Below are 19,957 nucleotides of genomic sequence, written 5' to 3' on the forward strand. Positions count from 1 at the left end.
CACCATAATGCGTACTTCAGTTGGTGTGGTGGCCCCGTCAACTAAGCGTAAACAACAGAGCTCTGGCTAGACGCTCTCGCTTTGCAAACTATATCGCGGCCCGCTGACGTGCCTCCTCTCTTGTCTGCAACTGCAGAGCCAGGGTGGCTTGAATCTCGGTGTATAATTGTGCCTGCTCGTTATCGCGGTCTGACACCGTCACTACAAGCGCGTAGGGCTCTTCAACCAGCACATCCGGATGATTCCACTCCCGATCCTGGCGAATTACCACCACGAACCACTTCTCGTCCGGATTGCGCTGCTTAAAGGTCCATTTTGAGGACTGCACAGTGCCTCTGCTTCTCAGCTGCGCAGAGATATCCCGATTGGTCGCTGCATCGTCATTTCGTGTCTCTGCTTCGTCCTGGTTTTCCTTGTTGAAGTGAGCCTGCACTTCATCAAGCGACTTACCTTTGACCAACCTGTAGCTAATCTGCGTGGCAAGATAATCCAACCGCGTGGTTCTCACAGCTGGCGAATAAGCGAGAGTCACGCTCAATTCCCTCAGCCCTCTCGCTTTGCGCAGATAAGACGCTGGCAGTGGCAACTCGAAGAACTGACAGGCGTCTTTTTCAATCGTCTCCTCGCACATTAGCACGACGCAGTGATCCGAGGATCGGAACAAATCGCTTTCGTTCACCTGCCCATAGCCGGCAACGTCGCGAGAAATCTCACGGTTATAGGTGGCTTTGTTGACCTTGTATCCCTTCCTCATTTCGTCAGAGAAAGTGGTCTCAATCTCGCTCGGCAGCGAGGCATGATTCACCAGCATCGCTCGAAGCAAGTTAGCCGAGGCGTCCGGATATTCATTGAGTAAACGGCCGGAAAGGTAGGTGATGTAGGGGGCAGAGAAGCTCGTACCGCAGATTTCTTTGAACAGCGTATTGCCCTGAAACTGGTAGTTCAAGGTCAGAACACCCAGGCCGCGCATTTCCGTCTTCCACTGGCTATTCCTGAAATGCACCGGGCACGCCAGGTTTCCTCCATGAGCCACCAGCTCCGGCTTCAACGCGCCTTTAACCGACGGGCCATGACGCGTGAATGGCGATGGCTGATTCTCACAGGAAGGAGATAGCTGATGAATTTCAGGATAACGCTGACTGTCCACGGTAGCATCGTGTCGAGCAATACTCCCGACCGTTAGCACGTTCATTGCCGGTGCTGGATCAATGATGACGCTGGTCTCGTGCAACAGGTACTCGGGGTACTCTTCGCGCCAGCTATTGATAGGTACAGCAGGGTCAGATGACCCCATGAAATTACCGGTCGAGACTACGAACAGGACGTTGTGCTTACGCGCAAGCACATCCAGGATGTAAGCCAACCCGCGAACGTGGCTGCCGTCATAGGGAGCATTACTGTTCCCCAATGAAAGGTTGAAAATTCTGCACCCTAAACCTACGAAGTGCTCAACAGCCTCCGTCAGAGTGGCCTCAACGGTGTGCTCGTCGTAAATAGGATTCTCGGTATCTGGGCATTTCCGCATGACCTTGCCGTTATAGAGCCAAAACTCCGGCCGCCAGTAGTTACTGCGGTCACAAGCTTCAACGTCACCATACAGAGCGATGCCGGCTACAGCGGTACCGTGCCCCACTTCATCGAATTCGTCTTGGCCTTCAACGAATGATTCACTCTCGGCAATTGCGGATCTAAGAAGTGGATGGTTGGTGTTGATCCCACTGTCGAGAATGCATACTCGTGCTGCTTCGAGGGCAGGTTGCGGAATGTTGCCTGGAAGCTCAGATATATCTCGGTTCAGCTGGGCATAAGTGATGCCGGTCTGCGGTATCCGATCGACCAGACGCACATCGCTGTGATTCAAAAGCAGGTCAGCCTGCGCCTGAGTAGTTTCAACGCGATACATGACCAAGCTGTCGTAATTCAGCTTGTGCACAGTCTGGATACCAGACTCTTCCAACCATTTCTCAAAACCCGTGACGAGGCGAATCCGCGCTGGATGATTCATGACGTAGTGAGGCCATAGCTCAACATCCAGCTTAAAGTTCTCGCCATCTGGGAGGCCAAGATTGCGCAGCGCCCAGCTCTTCCTATCCTCTGCAGACCAGGCATCAATACCCTCGATGGCTTCGAGAATCTGCTTATAGCTTACGGTTTGACCCAGGACGCCGAGCTTGTTCAGGTGGTCTTGGAAAACCGCTAAGCCCTGCTCGGTGGCGAACACGACGCACACCTGCTTGCCTTCCTGACTGATGAACTCCAAGCCATGCTTTTGGAGATTTTCGAAGGTCATCGCGCCGTCATACTGCAACTTAAGCACGAAAGGGGAGTTTTCTGCGGACTTAATTTGCTGGCGCGCAATGCCTGCGGCAGTGGCGAAGTAGCCGTTCAGCTTTTGACCATGCCCGCGCAAGTCACCTCGTTTGGCGAACTTTGGCGGATTTTTTGTCCGGCGGGCATTGTCGAGATTTTCGCGCTCAAAGCTCAGGTGCTTGTACGTTGCCATTCATCATCCTTGACTGCAGCGGATCAGTGTTTTCGAAGCCCCTCTCGCACCAATGCACTACGAAGCTCTTTGATGGTGAGGAACTCTTGGTTTCGCAATATCATACGCTTAATGGCACGCCGAACAACTCGTTCGACATCGGCACCACTTTTCCCTTCAAGCTCTGCCAGCAACTCGCCGTCATCTAGCTCAAATTGTCGGCGAATACCCCGCAACTTTAGCTGCAACAATGCGGTAAGCTGTTTTCTATCAGGAAGTGGAAATTCAATGGCGTCATCAAACCGGCGCCAAATTGCTGAGTCAAGAATACTTTCGTGGTTGGTCGCTGCCAAAATGAGGCTCTGGCCATCGTAAGCATCCATCATCTGCAATACAGCATTGACCACACGGCGGAGCTCACCGTGATCAGAACTATCACCACGCTCTTTGCCAATCGCATCAAACTCGTCAAACAAAACAACCAACTGATGCTTCGAAATGAACTCAAACACCTTTCGCAGGTTGGCGGCAGTTTCTCCGAGGAACGACGACACCAGTGCGTCGAGCCGCACGATAGCCAATGGCCGGTCCAGCTCGAAGGCGATCACTTCGGCCGCAAGAGTCTTACCGCAACCTGGTGGACCGAAGAAAATGACCTTGCCTGAGGGCTTCATACCGTAGCTGCGAAGGACCTCAGAGCGGCGATGCTCCTCAAGCATCTCCTCGATCATGACGGCACTGCTTTCAGGTAGGATGATCTCTTCGAGCGATCGCTTGGGCGGCCTAATATCGAGAAGCGGAAGTCCACGCTCCTTATCTACAGGAATGTCAGCGGTAAATTGCGGTTTACGTGCAGACTGAACATGCATGTCGCCGCCGTAAAGAATCTGTTCCAGATCATTGGCCAGAAGGTGGTGCTGTTTTTGCCGCTCTTCTTCGATAATAGCTTCCGAAGCACGACGGAAGGCCGCCTGATCCCCGAGTGTTCCGGCCTTGAAGAGCTGCCGTAGTATTTTTCCGTTAGCCATTTGATAGGTCCTGCAATTAGGTTGTTTCTCAGAGTCGTCAACTCATGAAACCAATTCTTGCCCTAAGCAGTACAACTAACAGGCTGAATCAATGAGAGCTAACATGAACGGACTCCTTTCCAATAATCACTATAGTGCAAACTCTAAAAACTCTTACACTAAGCCTACTGCAAGAGTATCGCCTAGGGTGGCTATTTGTCCAGTATTTCCAAAGCCTCAGCTCGGATTTTCAATGACAGTCGACGAGCGGCTTTGCTTGCGAGGACGATGAGCCGCCCTCTGTAAAAACGCCACTCCAAGGATAGTCAGATACCCGCACACCCAGCATGCTGGCCGGGAGAACCTGCAAGCATCTGCAACTAGATAACTTTCTCGCTAAAACTAGAACGTCGAACACTAAGCATGATCCATGCGTGCACCACAACACCTAAAAATTCTGCAATCTTATACCGTTATCAAACTTCTCAGCTGTTTGTTCAGCCTGCAGGGTGCTTAAGACCTGTAATTGAAGAGATTGGAGTTGCGCTACACATGCGATGACCGGCGAAGCGGGCTTGGTGCCAGATGAAAAAGTTAAGTTTCGAGGCTACATCTGGCCCGAAAAGCGCCAAAAGTTTACTAAAAAATTATACAAAGCAACGTTTTTACATTTCTTGCCGTTGCCGACAGGCTGGAGCCCAGAATTCTAGGGGGGAAAATTCTCAATCACAAAACGCAACCAAAAACTAATAGCGCAGATCGGGGTATTGAGCCAAAACCAAGCCCTCTAAATAGATAGATAAAGACATCGACGATCGCCCCGGCAAGTGGCCCGGGCGATGTGTTTACGGGGTGTGATTGAACAAAGGCGACCATTCTACGCCAACCTGCGGCGTTTCACAGGGTGGTCGGATGGTGGGGCGGGTTGGGGCCGCTTCGCGGCCCATTCGCCGGCAAGCCGGCTCCCACAGAAGGCCTGTGGCGAACCTGTGGCTGCCGGCTGCCACAGAAGGCCCTTGGCGAACCCGTGGGAGCCGGCTTGCCGGCGATGAGGCCAGCACAGCCTCACATGAATCAGACGTGACGCTGCTTGGCCTTGCCCCGCGGCAACCGGCAACGGTCACCCTGCTCGGCCAGGCGCGCGGCATAGGCGGCCTTGACGCTGAAGCCGCCGCTGCGGGCAGGCTGTTCAACGGCCTTGGCCGGCTTGGCGGCGGGCGCGCTGGCGGCCTTGGCCGCAGGTTTGGCCGCGGCCACGACCTCGGCCGGTGCTGCAGCCGCCTTGGCGGTCTTGCGCAGTTCGGCCAGCGACGGCGTCTTGTTTTTCGCGGCAGCTGCCGCTTCAGGCTTGACCAGCGAGCGCTGGCACGACTTGCACGATACGTCCTCGGTCACGGCAGTGCTGACAAGGGTCTGACTGCTGCGCCCACAGGCGGAATCGAGGCCATTGGTGGAAAAGTGAGTAACCAAAAGCGAACATCTCCGAAGCGTTGTCATTGAAGCGGCCGGCATTCTCGCACAGGAAGCAGGGTCTTGCCGAACCCAGCGCCGGCACCACGACTACCGGCAATCGATGACCGGGCTGGCACTTTGCCATAATGCCAGGCATGCTAGCCCGTTTCGGGTGTCCGGCCTTATAGTGCGCCACCACGGTCCCGGCCCCTGTAGGCACCGGCATGCACCGTGCATAACAAAACCTGCCATCGCCAGCCCAATCGCAGGACCAACGCTTGACCAATCTCAATCATCCGTCGTCGCTGTGCCCTGCAACCTCGGCTCCGGTCGCGTCCCTGCGCGGTTCGGTAAAGGGTGCGTTGGCCCTGCTCGCGCTGGTGTTGCTGGGCCTGCTGCTGTGGCAACTGTTCGCCCAGTTCAGCCATACCCAGGACGACCAGCGCCAGCAGAACCTGGAAGCCAGCGCCGAGCTTGCCGACCACCTGACCCTGAACATGGCGCTCAAGGCCCAGCAGGCGCTGAATGTGGTACAGCCCTACGTCAAGGCGCCGACACCGGCCGCCCTACCGAGCCTGGTCGCCACCTTGCGCGAACGCCTGCCGAGCCTGCGCGAGCTGGCCTGGATCGACCACAGCGGGCAGCTGCGCGGCGACAGCCTGGCCGGCAGCCCCGACCGCCAACTGATTGACGAGCTGCTGACGCTGAACCAGGGCCAGGGCTTCTTCTTCTCCAACTCGCCCGACAACCGCACGATCTACCTGCTGCTGCGCCAAACCAGCGAACAGGACCGCGGCTACTGGCTGCTGCGCCTGTCCAGCGACTACTACCAGGCCCTCACCGTGCACCTGGACGGCCCCAGCCACCCACTGTGGCTGCTGGAAAACAGCCGCAGCGGCGAGGTGCTGCAGCGCCATGGCCCGGTGGCCACCAGCAACGAGCCGCTACAAAGCGTGATGCTGGCCTTCATCGACAACAGCACCTGGCAGCTGCGCGGCCTGTTCGACGCGGGCCTTGCGCGCCAGAAGCTGCTGCCGGCGCTGCTCGGCAAATGCCTGCTGGCGCTGTTCTGCGCGCTGCTGCCGGTACTGGCGCTGATCAACATGCGCCGCCGCCAACGCGCCTTGCAGGAAGACCGCCGGCGCTACCAGGAAATCTTCGAAGGCACAGGCGTGGCCCTGTGCGTGCTCGACCTGTCCAGCCTGCCCGGCCAGCTCGACCGCTACCACCTGCGCAACCTCGCCGCGCTCAAGCAGAGCCTGGCCCTGGACGGCAACCTGCGCCGCACGCTGCTGCAGGAGCTGAAGATCACCGAAATCAACCAGGTGGCGCGCCAGCTGCTCAACGTCGACTGCCACGAAGGCGCCTGGCAGCGGCTGATCGACGGCAGCGGCGATGGCCGCGACAGCGTGGGCATGCAGCTGATCGACGCGCTGATCGAACAGCGCCCTTCGCTGGAGCTGGAAGTGCGCCTGCCAGCGCCGCTGGGCGGCGAGTTACACCTGTGGCTGATGGCGCGCCTGCCGCAGCAGCGCCGCGACTACCAGGCAGTGATCCTGAGCATCAGCGACATCACCAGCCGCAAGCAGGTGGAGCTGTCGCTGCTGGAGCGCGAAAGCTTCTGGTCGGACGTGGTGCGAACCGTGCCCGACCAGCTGTACGTCCAGGACGTGCTCAACCAGCGGATGATCTTCAGCAACCGCCACCTCGGCGAAACCCTGGGCTACAACCGCATCGAGCTGGCGCAGATGGGCGAGCGCTTCTGGGAGCTGCTGCTGCACCCCGAAGACGCCGCCAGCTACCAGGCCATGCGCCAGCAGCAGCGCGACACCGGCCACAGCCAGGCGCTGCACACCCAGCTGCGCTTCCGCCACCGCGACGGCGGCTGGCGCTGCTACGACATCCGCGAACAAGTGCTGACCCGCGACAGCGACGGCCTGGTCACGCGCATCATCGGCGTGGGCAAGGACGTCACCGTGCAGATCGAGGCCAGCCAGTCGCTGCGCGACAGCGAACAGCGCTACCGCATGCTCGCCGAAAGCATCAGCGACGTGATCTTCTCCACCGACAGCAAGCTGCAGCTCAACTACGTCAGCCCCTCGGTGCAGGCCGTGCTGGGCTACCCGGCCGACTGGATCTTCGACAACGGCTGGCAGTCGATCATCGCCAACCCCGCCCAGCTCACCGGCATCTACAGCCTGATGGAACGGGTCAGCCGGGCCATGGGCGACAGCGAAGAGCTGGCGCAGTTGCGCCAGCGCCTGCCGACCCAGCTGTTCCTGTTCGACTGCCTGCGCGCCGATGGCCGCAAGATCCCCATCGAACTGCGCCTGGTGCTGATCTGGGACGACCACGAGCGCTTCGAAGGCGTGCTCGGCGTGGGCCGCGACATCAGCCAGCAGCGCCGCGCGGAAAAAGACCTGCGCATGGCCGCCACGGTTTTCGAGCACTCCACCTCGGCCATCCTCATCACCGACCCGGCCGGCTACATCGTGCAGGCCAACGAAGCGTTCAGCCGGGTCAGCGGCTATGCGGTGAGCGAGGTGCTCGACCAACTGCCCGGCATGCTCACCGTCGACGAACAGCAGGAAGGCCACCTGCGCTACGTGGTCAAGCAACTGCACCAGCGCGGCAGCTGGGAAGGCGAAGTGTGGCTCAAGCGCCGCGACGGCGAGCGCTACCCGGCGTGGGTCGGCATTACCGCGGTGCTGGACGACGAAGGCGACCTGGCCAGCTACGTGTGCTTCTTCACCGACATCAGCGAGCGCAAGGCCAGCGAACAGCGCATCCACCGCCTGGCCTACTACGACGCCCTCACCCACCTGCCCAACCGCACGCTGTTCCAGGACCGCCTGCACACCGCCCTGCAACAGGCCGAGCGGCAGAAGGCGTGGGTGGTGCTGATGTTCCTCGACCTCGACCGCTTCAAGCCGATCAACGACTCCCTCGGCCACGCCGCGGGCGACCGCATGCTCAAGGACATGGCCCTGCGCCTGCTGGCCTGCGTCGACGACGACGACACCGTGGCGCGCATGGGCGGCGACGAGTTCACCCTGCTGCTGCAGCCGCGCGCCACCCGCGAGATGGCGCTGAACCGCGCCATCCACGTGGCCGAGAACATCCTCGGCAGCCTGGTGCGCCCGTTCGTGCTGGAGAACCGCGAGTTCTTCGTCACCGCCAGCATCGGCATCGCCCTCAGCCCGCAGGACGGCAGCGAGCTGAGCCAGCTGATGAAGAACGCCGACACCGCCATGTACCACGCCAAGGAGCGCGGCAAGAACAACTTCCAGTTCTACCAGGCCGAGATGAACGCCAGCGCCCTGGAGCGCCTGGAGCTGGAAAGCGACCTGCGCCATGCCCTGGAGCAGAACGAGTTCATCCTCTACTACCAGCCGCAGTTCAGCGGCGACGGCAAGCGCCTGACCGGTGCCGAGGCGCTGCTGCGCTGGCGCCACCCGACTCGCGGCCTGGTGCCACCGGGCGACTTCATCCCGGTGATCGAAGAGCTGGGCCTGGTGGTAGACGTCGGCGACTGGGTGCTGCGCGAAGCCAGCCGCCAGCTCAAGGCCTGGCACAAGGCCAAGGTGCGCGTGCCGAAGGTGTCAGTGAACATCTCGGCGCGGCAGTTCTCCGATGGCCAGCTAGGCAACCGCATCGCCACCATCCTCGAGGAAACCGGGCTGCCGCCGGCGTGCCTGGAGCTGGAGCTGACCGAAAGCATCCTGATGCGCGATGTGAACGAGGCGATGCAGATTCTCGACAGCCTGAAGGTGCTGGGCCTGAGCATCGCGGTCGACGACTTCGGCACCGGCTATTCATCGCTCAACTACCTCAAGCAGTTCCCCATCGACGTGCTGAAGATCGACCGCACCTTCGTCGACGGCCTGCCCGAAGGCGAGCAGGACGCGCAGATTGCCCGGGCGATCATCGCCATGGCCCACAGCCTGAACCTGGCGGTGATCGCCGAGGGCGTGGAAACCCACGAGCAGCTGGAGTTCTTGCGCGAGCATGGCTGCGACGAGGTGCAGGGCTACCTGTTCGGCCGGCCGATGCCGGCCAACCAGTTCGAGGCGCAGTTCTCCAACGAGACGCTGTTCATGTTCCATTGAGGGAGCCTGCTCAGCGGAGCGGGAGGGGGCTTTGAGGCGGGCGCGGTCCTTGTGGGAGCCGGCTTGCCGGCGATGGGGGCAAAGCCCCCCAAAACCGGACCTCAGAGTCAACTCCCGCCCCCACGCCAGCCCAGGCGCGGCGCGGGATGCAACATGAAGCCCATTGGTCCGCGACTTGACGCCAGTTCATATGCCAGGCGCGAATCAATCGGTTAGAATGCCCCCCCAATCCCGCCCGATCCTTGAGGACCGTTATGTTCAGCCGTGATTTGACCATTGCCAAGTACGACGCCGAGCTCTTCGAAGCCATGCAGCAAGAAGCTCTGCGCCAGGAAGAGCATATCGAGCTGATCGCTTCGGAAAACTACACCAGCCCCGCCGTCATGGAAGCCCAGGGTTCGGTGCTGACCAACAAGTACGCCGAAGGCTACCCAGGCAAGCGCTACTACGGTGGTTGCGAGTACGTCGACGTGGTCGAGCAACTGGCCATCGACCGCGCCAAGGAGCTGTTCGGCGCCGACTACGCCAACGTCCAGCCGCACGCCGGCTCCCAGGCCAACGCTGCCGTCTACCTGGCCCTGCTGTCGGCCGGTGACACCATCCTGGGCATGAGCCTGGCCCACGGTGGCCACCTGACCCACGGCGCTTCCGTCAGCTCCTCGGGCAAGCTGTACAACGCCATCCAGTACGGCATCGACGCCAACGGCCTGATCGACTACGACGAAGTCGAGCGCCTGGCTGTGGAACACAAGCCGAAGATGATCGTTGCCGGCTTCTCGGCCTACTCGCAGGTGCTGGACTTCCCGCGCTTCCGCGCCATCGCCGACAAGGTAGGCGCCTACCTGTTCGTCGACATGGCCCACGTCGCCGGCCTGGTTGCCGCTGGCGTGTACCCGAACCCGGTGCCGTTCGCCGACGTGGTCACCACCACCACCCACAAGACCCTGCGCGGCCCGCGTGGCGGCCTGATCCTGGCCCGTGCCAACGCCGACATCGAGAAGAAGCTGAACTCCGCTGTCTTCCCAGGCGCCCAGGGCGGCCCGCTGGAGCACGTGATCGCCGCCAAGGCCATCTGCTTCAAAGAAGCCCTGCAGCCTGAGTTCAAGGCTTACCAGCAGCAAGTGGTGAAGAACGCCCAGGCCATGGCCAGCGTGTTCATCGAGCGCGGTTTCGACGTGGTTTCCGGCGGTACCGAGAACCACCTGTTCCTGCTGTCGCTGATCAAGCAGGAAATCTCCGGTAAAGACGCCGACGCCGCCCTGGGCAAGGCCTTCATCACCGTCAACAAGAACTCGGTACCGAACGACCCACGTTCGCCGTTCGTCACCTCGGGCCTGCGTTTCGGCACCCCAGCCGTCACCACCCGTGGTTTCAAGGAAGCCGAGTGCAAGGAACTGGCCGGCTGGATCTGCGACATCCTCGCCGACCTGAACAACGACGCCGTCATCGACGCCGTGCGTGAAAAGGTCAAGGCCATCTGCAAGAAGCTGCCGGTTTACGGCAACTGATCGGCAACCGCCTGATGTGAAAAAGCCCGGCCTAGTGCCGGGCTTTTTCGTACCTGGGCGCGGAAGCCGTTCCGCATGGGCTGCCCCGCCTGGGCCGCCTAGCCTTGGCGCTCCTTCAACCTGGAGCACGCCCATGAGCACCGATATCGACCGCTCGTTCATCGCTACCCTGCAACACGACGGATCGCCGATCAACGTCTTCGACACCATGACCACCGGCCCTGTGATACTCGCAAGCCCGTACCAGGCCCCGGCCTTCACCCTCGACGGCACACGCACACTGGGCTTGCTCAATGGCAACGAGGATGACTGGCAACATGGCCGGGAGATGGGGCTGGTCACCTTCGACAAAGGCCCGACACCTGACCCCTTGATGCTCTACTTCCGCTACAGCCAGGCGGGCTACCGGCTCTACGTGCGCAGTGGCAGGCACCTGGGCGAAGGCGTGTTCTGCGATGCCTATGGCGTGGTGAACAGCCAACCGATCGAAGCGCCCGATCCCGCTTTGTGGCACGTGACCCTTGAACAAAACGGCGAGCCTTTCGACCTGACTGAAACCGAGGGCGACAGCCACGATATTCAACTGACCAATCTCCACGGCCACCCACTGCAGGTTCACGGCCTGTATCCCGTAGGTGGTTACCTGACTTGCTACCCTGCGGCGCGCAAGAGCACGCTGCGGCTGATCATCCTGGCGCGCAACATCGATTGGCTGAACGCCGATTGACCGCCCCCAAGCCCAGCCCTGCAGGCGCGTGGTGCGCCTGCAGGGCCTCCACATTTGACGCGCCCCTGCCGCCTTTTCGTATTAACCTGTGCCGTTTCAGCCCCCTATGCACAGGCCCCGCTTTGACCAGAGAGCAACTCGAAACCCAGCAGATCCCGATCTACTTCGCCGCCGTGCTCGCCGCCGTCGCCTTCGGCCTGCTGGCCCCCGGCAGCGCACAGCACCTCGAAGCCCTGGTCACCCCCGCCATTGCCGTGCTGATGTATGCGATGTTCCTGCAGATCCCCTTCCTCGACCTGCGCCAGGGCCTGGGCAACCGCCGCTTCATGGCCGCCCTGCTGCTCGCCAACTTCATCCTCGTGCCACTGCTGGTCTGGGCCATTACCCGCGGCCTGGTGGCCCACCCGGCGATCCTCATCGGCGCCCTGCTGGTGTTGCTGACCCCGTGCATCGACTACGTGGTGGTGTTCACCCACATCGGCAAAGGCGAATCCCGCCTGACCCTCGCCGCCACGCCCGTGCTGCTGTTGGTGCAGCTGGTGCTGCTGCCGGTGTACCTGGCGCTGATGCTCGGCGACGGCAGCGAGGTGACGATTGCCATCGCACCGTTCGTGGAAGCCTTCGTGTTGCTGATCGTGTTGCCGATGGTCCTCGCCGTGCTCACCAGCGCCGGCGCTCGGCGTTCGCACGCGGTGTCGGCGTGGAATGATGGCTGGGCGTGGATGCCGGTGCCGGCGATGGCACTGGTGCTGGTGGCGGTGATCGGCTCGCAGATTGCCGTGGTGTGGCGTGATTTCGACCGGTTGTTGCCGGTGATTCCGGTGTATGTCGGCTTCATGTTGCTGGCGCCGGTGCTGGGCTTTATCGCCGCGCGGCTGTTGCGCTTGCCGGTGGCCGAAGCGCGCTCGGTCACCTTCAGTGCCTCCACCCGCAACTCGCTGGTGGTGTTGCCACTGGCCCTGGCCCTGCCGGAAGACCTGCGCGGCCTAGCCGCAGCGGCAGTAATTACCCAGACGCTGGTGGAGTTGGTGAGTGAGCTGATCTACGTGCGCGTAGCACCAACACTAATCCGCTAGCCCCTCTGTGTGCCCCTGTTGGCTCCTGCTGGCTTCTGTGGGAGCGGGCTTGTCCCGCGAACACCGGCAAAGCCGGTGCCATCCAACACCTTGCTCGTACCTAAGGCCCGCTGTCACAGCAAAGCCACTTTCAAGGTAGCGGCGATGAACATGTGAAAGCGGGCCACCCTGATTATCCCTCCCCTTCTTCCTCCATCAACGAGCTCACCTTCCCACACTGCTCACTGGCCAACCGGCTGATGATCCGAATCGCCTGGTGGATGCCAGCGGTGTTGCGAAAACTCAGATGAGGGTTGTGCTCGCACTCGAGCATCTCGTCGTGCTGCACCAAGGCTTCGCCTAGCAGCTCGAGCGTCCAGGCGTAGCTTTGGATGGTGGATAAGCGTTCGTGGTCAGTCATGGGGCACCTGCCTTGGGCTTGGGCGCGATGTGTTGCAGATGGGGTAGAAACGGTGGGGTTTGGGAGGCGCCGGAGGGGTGCGGCGGCGGAGAACGAATGCGAGGTTCCTGGATAGATTTAAGGTGAGCATGCATGAGGTCCTTTTCGGTTAAAGAACCACGCTGACCGTCGCCAAACGGTTAGGGTGGCAGCTGTACGCAGGTTGGCGAACCGAGGAAAAGGAACCCGGCAGACCCGAAGGTCTCCCACGCACAGCCGCCATTACACGAAACTGCGAACGCAAAAAAAGCGCCTGCAATCGTGATCGGGGCGCCGTTGCGCCTTTTCGTACGGGTCGCCAAACCCGGTCGCGGAGTTTGCCGCGGCCTCGGCAATCTATCCCTGTGTGGCTGTTTACGCAAGTTCCTCGGGACACCAAAACGCTACACGCATCGTGGGAAATTACGGCGTTTAGTATTGGCTCTCACGCACCTTGCAGGTATAAAGCACTTTGCCACTAGCCAAACCAGCTTTAGGAGAGGGGTCTTCATGAGAACAGCCCTCACCTTCCGCGATGCATCTCCACGCAACATGGCGTGAAGACTCTGAGAAGAAGATCATGAGCGATAATGGAAAATCAATTTTGGATCTCAGCAACCTCACCCAACCAGCCTCAATATTGATTGAGAAAATATCAAACGCGATAGGCGTATTATACGAACCAAAAAAAATAATTAAACTTGCGCAAGCACAAGCCCATGCTGACCTAATAAAATTCAACAGCAAAGCGCAACTTTCGGAACTAGAACAAAGAGCAATACACAACTTAATACAGCGCGAAACAATAAAACAGGACAACATCGAAAAAATCACTGCAAATGCGATCTTGTCGTTGCCCCCAGACGCCAATCCAGAGGACATCAGCAAGGACTGGCTGAGCTATTTTTTTAATCACTGCGACTCTGTGAGCGAACCAGAAATGCAGCGCGTATGGGGAGAGATTCTTGCAAGAAAATCCTCTGACCCTTCAAGCTACTCAAAAAAAACGATTAGCACTCTCGGCATATTAGAAAGCGATGACGCAGAAATTTTCACCAGATTTTGCTCCTTTGCTTTAACTCAAGAGGGCTCACCGGAGCTTTATATCCTAGACACTGACGACAGCTACTTCCGCGACCAAAATATAAATTACGGCTCAGCGTTGCATTTGGAGTTCTTAGGACTCATTCACTACTCATCTGAGGGGTTTGCGCTGTCCCTTGCCCCTGAAAACAATGAAAACACACCAGAAGACTGTCATACAGTCTCCATGAAATATTTTGAAAGGGAACTTGAAATAATAGTCCCTCGAACGAATATGGATAACTTATCTGAAGACAGGATTCAAATCTCCACAGGCCAAGTAAATTTCACTACCGTTGGCCAAGAGCTATTCACTCTCTGCCGTGCCGTCCCTTCTGCCACTTTTATTGATTACCTGAGAAAAAAACTTAAAGCGCAAAAGACTCAGATAGTTGAAATAATCTAACCCCATTCTCAGGCGCTTACACCGCGCAGCCTGACGGAAAAGCGAGCTCTCGTAGAAACTCTGCTGCGTCAGGGCTTTGCGAAGCGGATGGCATATTCCGTGACGTCGCTTCGCGGCTAAACCCGTTCCTACGGGCCATGAAACGCGTTGTTCATATCTGTTTTCCATCCATCACGGCTTATCAAGGGGCTCAGGAATAAAGCCCTGTTCTCTCAACGCTTTGATCACCCCACGTATCAGGTAATTGTTGGAGAAACCGATCGTGTACTGCCTTGAACCTGGGCTAACCGGTACAAGCATACCCTGGTCCACCAGCTTCCTGATCTGGTAGGTCCGTTGACTGGACGTGAGCTTGGGCAAAACCTCGGCAATGTCGGCAGATTTAACGACCTTCATTTTTATCGCACTCGTCAGAATCTGCTCCTCTACTTCAGTGATCCACTCCCGACTGCGCGCAAAGCTCACCGCTGGAAACAAGATACTTTTCGTGAGATAGCCATAGTTGGTGAGCTTATCCACCTTTTCCAGCTCGTCGCGAATGCCCTGCAGAACGTAGATACACCACGACTCCAAGCCCGCCGTGGTACCGGTGTGGGCCATCCCCAGCATGGTGTAGTAGTTCTCCCGATCATTGCAGAACACCGCCGTGGGGTTCAGCACCCTTCCGCCCACATTCACATTGAAGCCGTACTTCATCAGCAGCGCGTAAGTGAGCAGCCTCACCACGCGCCCGTTGCCATTCCCGAAGGGGTGGATCCAGCCGAAACGGTGGTGCGCCAACGCGACTTTCATTAACGCATATTTCGGGGAGTCGTCACGATTGATGAAACTGACCAGTTCCTGCATGTATTGAGGCACCAGCACGGCATCCGGCCGGGTGTGTTCCGACTGGGAGATCCTGACCGGGCCTTCACGGTAGGCCCCGGGGGTCTTGTCTCCCTCGCGGCGCAAACCGAGCACGGTCATGGCATGCAGCTCTCGGATGGTGTGCTCCGTCAGGGCTACATCAGGCTTCATCACCTCTTCGATGTAGTCCATGGCTTTCTCGATATTGGCGATCTCCAGCAACTGGTCGGTGCTTTCGGCCTTGCCTTCGACCTTGCTGTCGATGTAGTCCGCCAGTGTGGTGTGGTTACCCTCGATTCGAGCGGATCCCAAGCTCTCCAGCGTGTGGAACAAGTCCTTGAGCTGGAAGAAAACCTGCGGTGGCGTATCGCCCTCCAGCCTCAGCCTGCGCAGGAATTCAAGCTCGCTCAGCACGTCAACCAGAGGCGAGTCGAAGGACGGGTTCAGCAGCTGGAGATCGTGATGAGAAAACGTGGCCATCTAGACATTATCTCTAAACAGGAAAACAACTATCATTAAAATTTTCGCAAAACACCCCGAAAATATTGGGTGAAAGCTGAGCTCAAGGTAAGCATTATCTTGAAAGCCGTGCAACCGGAAGTGAAAAGCGGCCTACCGTTAACTCGAAACTAGTCGTGAGCTGGAGCGGCCAGAAGGGGAATGATAGAGACAAAAAAACCCGCACAAGGCGGGCTTTTTTGGAGGGGCCGGAAACAAGGAAAGCTGCATCGGGCCAACTGAATATGGTGCGGAGACAGGAGTCGGATAAGGGCCCAAGGGCCCAAGGGCCCAAGGGCATGATTTCAAACATTATTATTATTGAAGATATCTGATTCTATCCCTAAAACTACCTCAAACAATCTGTACGGCTGCTCGCAGGGAAAAATCGAAAAAGCAGGAAAAAACACAGCTTAAAGTCCGAACTTATGGCATATAGACATAAACTGAAAAGTGATCCACCGAACGCGTAACAACGGCCCGACAATATCTTGCCACATATTCGAATACATGGCTTCGACCACAGCCACCAATCGCAACTAGCAGCTGTGGACTATGTAAACTCTATTAAAATCCGCTACCTGGCTCAGACTACTCACTGCCAATAGATGATCACAATTACAACCTATGAAACTATGAGAGAAGTTGAGCACTATACTTAATTCGGCATCAGATCAGCTCAAATTTTCCGAGCTTCGATACCACACAAGTCTGCCCCATCTACTATCTCAAAATACTCCACATCACTACCAATGAATTCACTAACAAGATTTCTGTAGTGCTGCTTCCGATCATTACTCATCCTCATCCCAAACACAACCTGACTCAAAGCACCAGGGAAGTCAAACAACCCATGACTCTCCTCTACGTATCGCCACTCCTTCTCATACTCCCAGACAGGGGTCTTAGTACTTATTGCCGCTCTAAACACATCATCTTCAAATGACACTCTCTGAACATTAGGCATACCGCTCCCGGGAGCCATAATTTGCACTTCATTTTTAAAGCCATTTTTGAACATAGGTTTTTCTCTAGCATAACTCACAGGCAAGCAATGCCTAGAACTTGCCAACTTGGAGCCTGGTGTGATTGAAAACCCAAGCGCTATGCCTTGATGGCAAGCACCATAGTGCGCCCACATCAACTCACTACAGCAAGTCTCACTAAGACTGAATATACCAACTGCAGAAATTCGGGTGCGCATATCCTTGAATACACTTTCAGGTCTAGATAGCTGTATCCCATGCTCGGAATACAGTTCTCGCATGGCCTTCATCTTCCTAGGATGATCTAATTTTTTTAGGCGCTTCAACCATTGTTTGGTTTCTCGCTCACTCAGAGAAAGGATATTTTTAGGAGGTTCAAAAAATGGCGGACGAGCTATCATACCCATTAACTGGGCCCCTTCCATGGCTCGGATATTACTAGCTTCCCACTCCTTAGGAATTTCACCAATTCGGCATTCTAGAGGATCATTCAGCTGAGCCGCTGATGATAACCAAATTTTCTTTTCTTTAAAAATACTCTCTGTGCGCCCAGAGTCATCCCTGTACTTGAATAAAACATTAGGGATGGGTTTTTCACCGCTAGCCATCGATAACACCCGTACACTCCATGAGAATTCATAAAATTTCTAACCACTAACTAGCCGAGCCGGCACTGCAGAACAACATAAAACAGAATTATTATAACCCAACAAATTCCGTTACGCATAGCATTATAATGCCATACCAAAACTTATCTCTCGCGATATCTATAGCCCCTTCAAAAGCATCGGTTTTTCTTAACTGGCGACAGCTATCTCCCTAGCACGTTACCAACTTTTGCTCATTGGGGCCGACCGTGAAAACAATATGGGCATCCTTATCCACCCGAACACCCATGACTTTTCCAACCGACTAGCGAGCAGCCGCACAGTCAGTAAGTAGTAGTACCGCGTCGCCTCACTCCGCCCGTTTAGACGACGATCGAGAAACCAAGACAAATGCTTTCTCTGCCAAGCCCAAGGTGTTTCTCGTTGCCAGCGCTTTGCGATTTCAGTCTGGATAGTTTTCGCCTGGCGCAAATGGCGTTGCCGGGTCGCGTGCGATCCGTTCAGCACGCCAGACAGGAACAGTTCCATGTCGAAATGTCTGCTCATGGCCGGCCACCAATGTAGGCCGCGACAACATTGATCCGACCATGCCCCAGTTCATAGCTAATTTGTCGTCGGGCCTCACGATCAAGGTCCCTTACCACCTGGTAGCGTTGGCCGCCGTAGATAGGTGCGTGGTGTTGGGTGATTTGCTCATAACGCTCGCATGCGTACGCCGCACGTAGCTCGTGGAAGCCCTTGAGGTTGAGTGCATGCAGGATGTCCCGCGCCGGGCGGATAATTTGTTGCAGAAGACTTAGGTAGCTTTCGTATGGCGCAATCATGTTGCGGCTACCCGCAGGCAAAACCTGCTGTGCAAACCCAAGCGCCTCGCGAACATGGTCGTTCACCGCAATCCACCGTGGCGCCGATGCGCCGGCGCGGCCGCCTTTGGTGCCATCCTGAATGTTAATCCTACCTAGATCGTTAGCCTCACGGCTTAGTCGTGGCAGATCCGCCAAGATGGCCTCCCGCAAACGCATGCCGGTGGCTCGCGTTAACAGAACAATTGCGGCGGCCCGTTGCTGATGATGGAGGCAAAGCGCATGGGCGATCTGCTGAACCTGTTCGCGGTCTTGGCCTTGCGGCACCGATTGGCGAACGCCAGTGCGCTTCATGCCCAACGCCTTGCTCAGGCTGGACAATTTCACGCACTGATCACCGCGAAGCGCCGCCATGGTTCTGTTAACGCTGGATAGCCGGTTTTGTGCGGTGCTGACGGCGAGGTCACCGCGCCCAACTAGGTCACGCAGATACGCCGCATAGTCGGCCAACACTTTTCGATCAATGTGCCGCGCATCATTGATACCGGGCCCTTGTTCGGAGCGGCACCATTTCACGAATGCCTGCCACCGATCAGTGTGCGCCTTGACCGTGCCGTAATGACCGCCGCCGAACATGTCTTTCAGCGCCTGCCGCCCTGCGTAGCTCAACTGCCTGCCATAGCCGAAATTACGACCATCGCGTCTACCCACCAATGCCATATTGGTCACCTCATCTGCCGTTCTCCGATCCTCGCCCCACGTCATCCCGCCAAGAATGTTGAGTGTTATCAGGGATCAAGGCCCCTGCGACCTGTGGGGAATGTCCACTACGCGGGACTGACGGCTCCTTACAACCGGGAGCAAGGGCATCTCATGATCTGGCCTCCTTAACACCGTTGCCGGTGGGCGGGTGGAGGCAGTGCTGGCTGACTAAATCAGCGCCTGAAGATCCTGAGCCGGGTGAATGCAGCAATGCGATGACTGGGGCATGCCTGATTGTCAGTCAGGTGCAGTCCATTCCCTGGTCTGCGGCACCATCATCTACAAGGCTGTTGCTGGTGACATCGGCGTTTGTCACGCCGATTGTCACGAGGGGGATTGCCGCAAAGCCATGTGCGATCAGGGCTGCAGCAGTGTTAGAAGTGCCCGTCTCTTTCCAGAAAAAGAGACGGGCACAGGTTGGCGCAAGATTCGGCCAAGCGGATAGGCTGCTGCAGCGCAGCGAGATACGGTGTTTCTAGCGCACGAGGGCCACATGTGTAAGAGCATCCATCACCGGGGAGGCGACCGGGCGAGCTGCCGAATGCGAATCGCCCTTGGGGAGAACCACCGCGAGAGCGGCGTGACCTTGAAGGCTCGGGTCACCTGGGGGGCTGTCAACGACAGCCTTTGCACTGTCTTTTCTACGCCCGCAATCCGAGAGGGTCAAGCGACTCGCCGGCTGGATTTTGCGGTTGAAAATTGCATTGGGCGTGTACGGAATCCCGTGACTTCCAGTGGCCGATTGGGTGCTTTTGATTTTTTAGGTGAGGTCCATCCAAACAGGGCGGCTGTGCAGCCCTGTTTGGATGGACCCGCATGGAAAGCAGATCATCGAAACCTCAAAGCCGTGCGTTGGATCGTGCGCTCACTGCCAGCGTCCGGGCACCCCGTCTTGCGGAGATGACCCGGATGCCGATCTCAAGAATGTGCCGACGCAGCGGGCCTGCCGGCGCCGGCACGCATATCCGCGGACTCGGTCGCAGCCAAATGGTGTCGATGCGGACCAACGTATCAGCTCTCAGAAAATGCTGGTACGAGCAGGAGCATTGTCGGCGGGCCAACTCACGTTGATGGGCGTGCATGGATGCTGGATTTCAATGCAAATGCTGGGAGGTTGAGCTTGTGATCCAGGCGAGAGCATCTGACTATGTGGGTGACCAAGCAGATGGCGCATAGCGATTGGGCT

General features: G+C 57.6%; 13 protein-coding genes. 5 read left to right on the forward strand and 8 right to left on the reverse strand.

Annotated elements, in window-relative coordinates; all coding sequences use genetic code 11:
* Positions 1-88 precede the first annotated feature (88 nt).
* The 3 genes from L6D75_RS09760 to L6D75_RS09770 all read right to left on the reverse strand — a co-directional run bounded on the left by L6D75_RS09760 (position 89) and on the right by L6D75_RS09770 (position 4,959).
* Complete coding sequence (locus tag L6D75_RS09760; protein WP_176513908.1) at positions 89-2,503, reverse strand: S8 family peptidase; 2,415 nt, start codon at positions 2,501-2,503, stop codon at positions 89-91.
* A 23-nt stretch (positions 2,504-2,526) separates the two neighbouring features.
* Entirely contained in the window at positions 2,527-3,510 is a 984-nt protein-coding gene (locus L6D75_RS09765) for an AAA family ATPase (protein ID WP_176513906.1), read from the reverse strand.
* Between the two features lie 1,053 nt (positions 3,511-4,563).
* Positions 4,564-4,959: a hypothetical protein gene (locus tag L6D75_RS09770; protein ID WP_176513903.1), complete on the reverse strand. Its 396-nt coding sequence runs from the start codon at positions 4,957-4,959 to the stop codon at positions 4,564-4,566.
* Between the two features lie 260 nt (positions 4,960-5,219).
* Here L6D75_RS09770 and L6D75_RS09775 point away from each other — a divergent pair, with 260 nt between their 5' ends.
* The 4 genes from L6D75_RS09775 to L6D75_RS09790 all read left to right on the forward strand — a co-directional run bounded on the left by L6D75_RS09775 (position 5,220) and on the right by L6D75_RS09790 (position 12,361).
* Positions 5,220-9,050: a sensor domain-containing protein gene (locus L6D75_RS09775; protein WP_176513902.1), complete on the forward strand. Its 3,831-nt coding sequence runs from the start codon at positions 5,220-5,222 to the stop codon at positions 9,048-9,050.
* 254 nt (positions 9,051-9,304) lie between these two features.
* Entirely contained in the window at positions 9,305-10,558 is a 1,254-nt protein-coding gene (gene glyA / locus L6D75_RS09780; protein ID WP_176513900.1) for a serine hydroxymethyltransferase, read from the forward strand.
* A gap of 133 nt (positions 10,559-10,691) precedes the next feature.
* On the forward strand, positions 10,692-11,285 hold the full coding sequence (locus L6D75_RS09785; RefSeq protein WP_176513898.1) for a hypothetical protein: 594 nt from the start codon (positions 10,692-10,694) through the stop codon (positions 11,283-11,285).
* Between the two features lie 122 nt (positions 11,286-11,407).
* Complete coding sequence (locus L6D75_RS09790) at positions 11,408-12,361, forward strand: arsenic resistance protein (RefSeq protein ID WP_176513897.1); 954 nt, start codon at positions 11,408-11,410, stop codon at positions 12,359-12,361.
* A 172-nt stretch (positions 12,362-12,533) separates the two neighbouring features.
* On the opposite strand, the gene L6D75_RS09795 is transcribed toward L6D75_RS09790, so the two are convergent.
* On the reverse strand, positions 12,534-12,761 hold the full coding sequence (locus L6D75_RS09795) for a hypothetical protein (RefSeq protein WP_176513895.1): 228 nt from the start codon (positions 12,759-12,761) through the stop codon (positions 12,534-12,536).
* A 598-nt stretch (positions 12,762-13,359) separates the two neighbouring features.
* Here L6D75_RS09795 and L6D75_RS09800 point away from each other — a divergent pair.
* On the forward strand, positions 13,360-14,268 hold the full coding sequence (locus L6D75_RS09800) for a DUF2806 domain-containing protein (RefSeq protein ID WP_176513893.1): 909 nt from the start codon (positions 13,360-13,362) through the stop codon (positions 14,266-14,268).
* 171 nt (positions 14,269-14,439) lie between these two features.
* On the opposite strand, the gene L6D75_RS09805 is transcribed toward L6D75_RS09800, so the two are convergent.
* From L6D75_RS09805 to L6D75_RS09820, 4 genes are all read right to left on the reverse strand, one after another.
* Positions 14,440-15,594: a Fic family protein gene (locus tag L6D75_RS09805; RefSeq protein WP_176513891.1), complete on the reverse strand. Its 1,155-nt coding sequence runs from the start codon at positions 15,592-15,594 to the stop codon at positions 14,440-14,442.
* Positions 15,595-16,291: 697 nt separating this feature from the next.
* Positions 16,292-17,206: a DUF2971 domain-containing protein gene (locus L6D75_RS09810; protein ID WP_176513888.1), complete on the reverse strand. Its 915-nt coding sequence runs from the start codon at positions 17,204-17,206 to the stop codon at positions 16,292-16,294.
* Positions 17,207-17,425: 219 nt separating this feature from the next.
* On the reverse strand, positions 17,426-17,752 hold the full coding sequence (locus tag L6D75_RS09815; protein ID WP_236193514.1) for a hypothetical protein: 327 nt from the start codon (positions 17,750-17,752) through the stop codon (positions 17,426-17,428).
* Positions 17,749-18,729: an integrase domain-containing protein gene (locus tag L6D75_RS09820; protein WP_176513886.1), complete on the reverse strand. Its 981-nt coding sequence runs from the start codon at positions 18,727-18,729 to the stop codon at positions 17,749-17,751. The genes L6D75_RS09815 and L6D75_RS09820 overlap by 4 nt, the downstream gene beginning before the upstream one ends.
* Positions 18,730-19,957: the final 1,228 nt, after the last annotated feature.

The sequence above is a fragment of the Pseudomonas faucium genome, assembly GCF_021602585.1.
GTDB lineage: Bacteria > Pseudomonadota > Gammaproteobacteria > Pseudomonadales > Pseudomonadaceae > Aquipseudomonas > Aquipseudomonas faucium.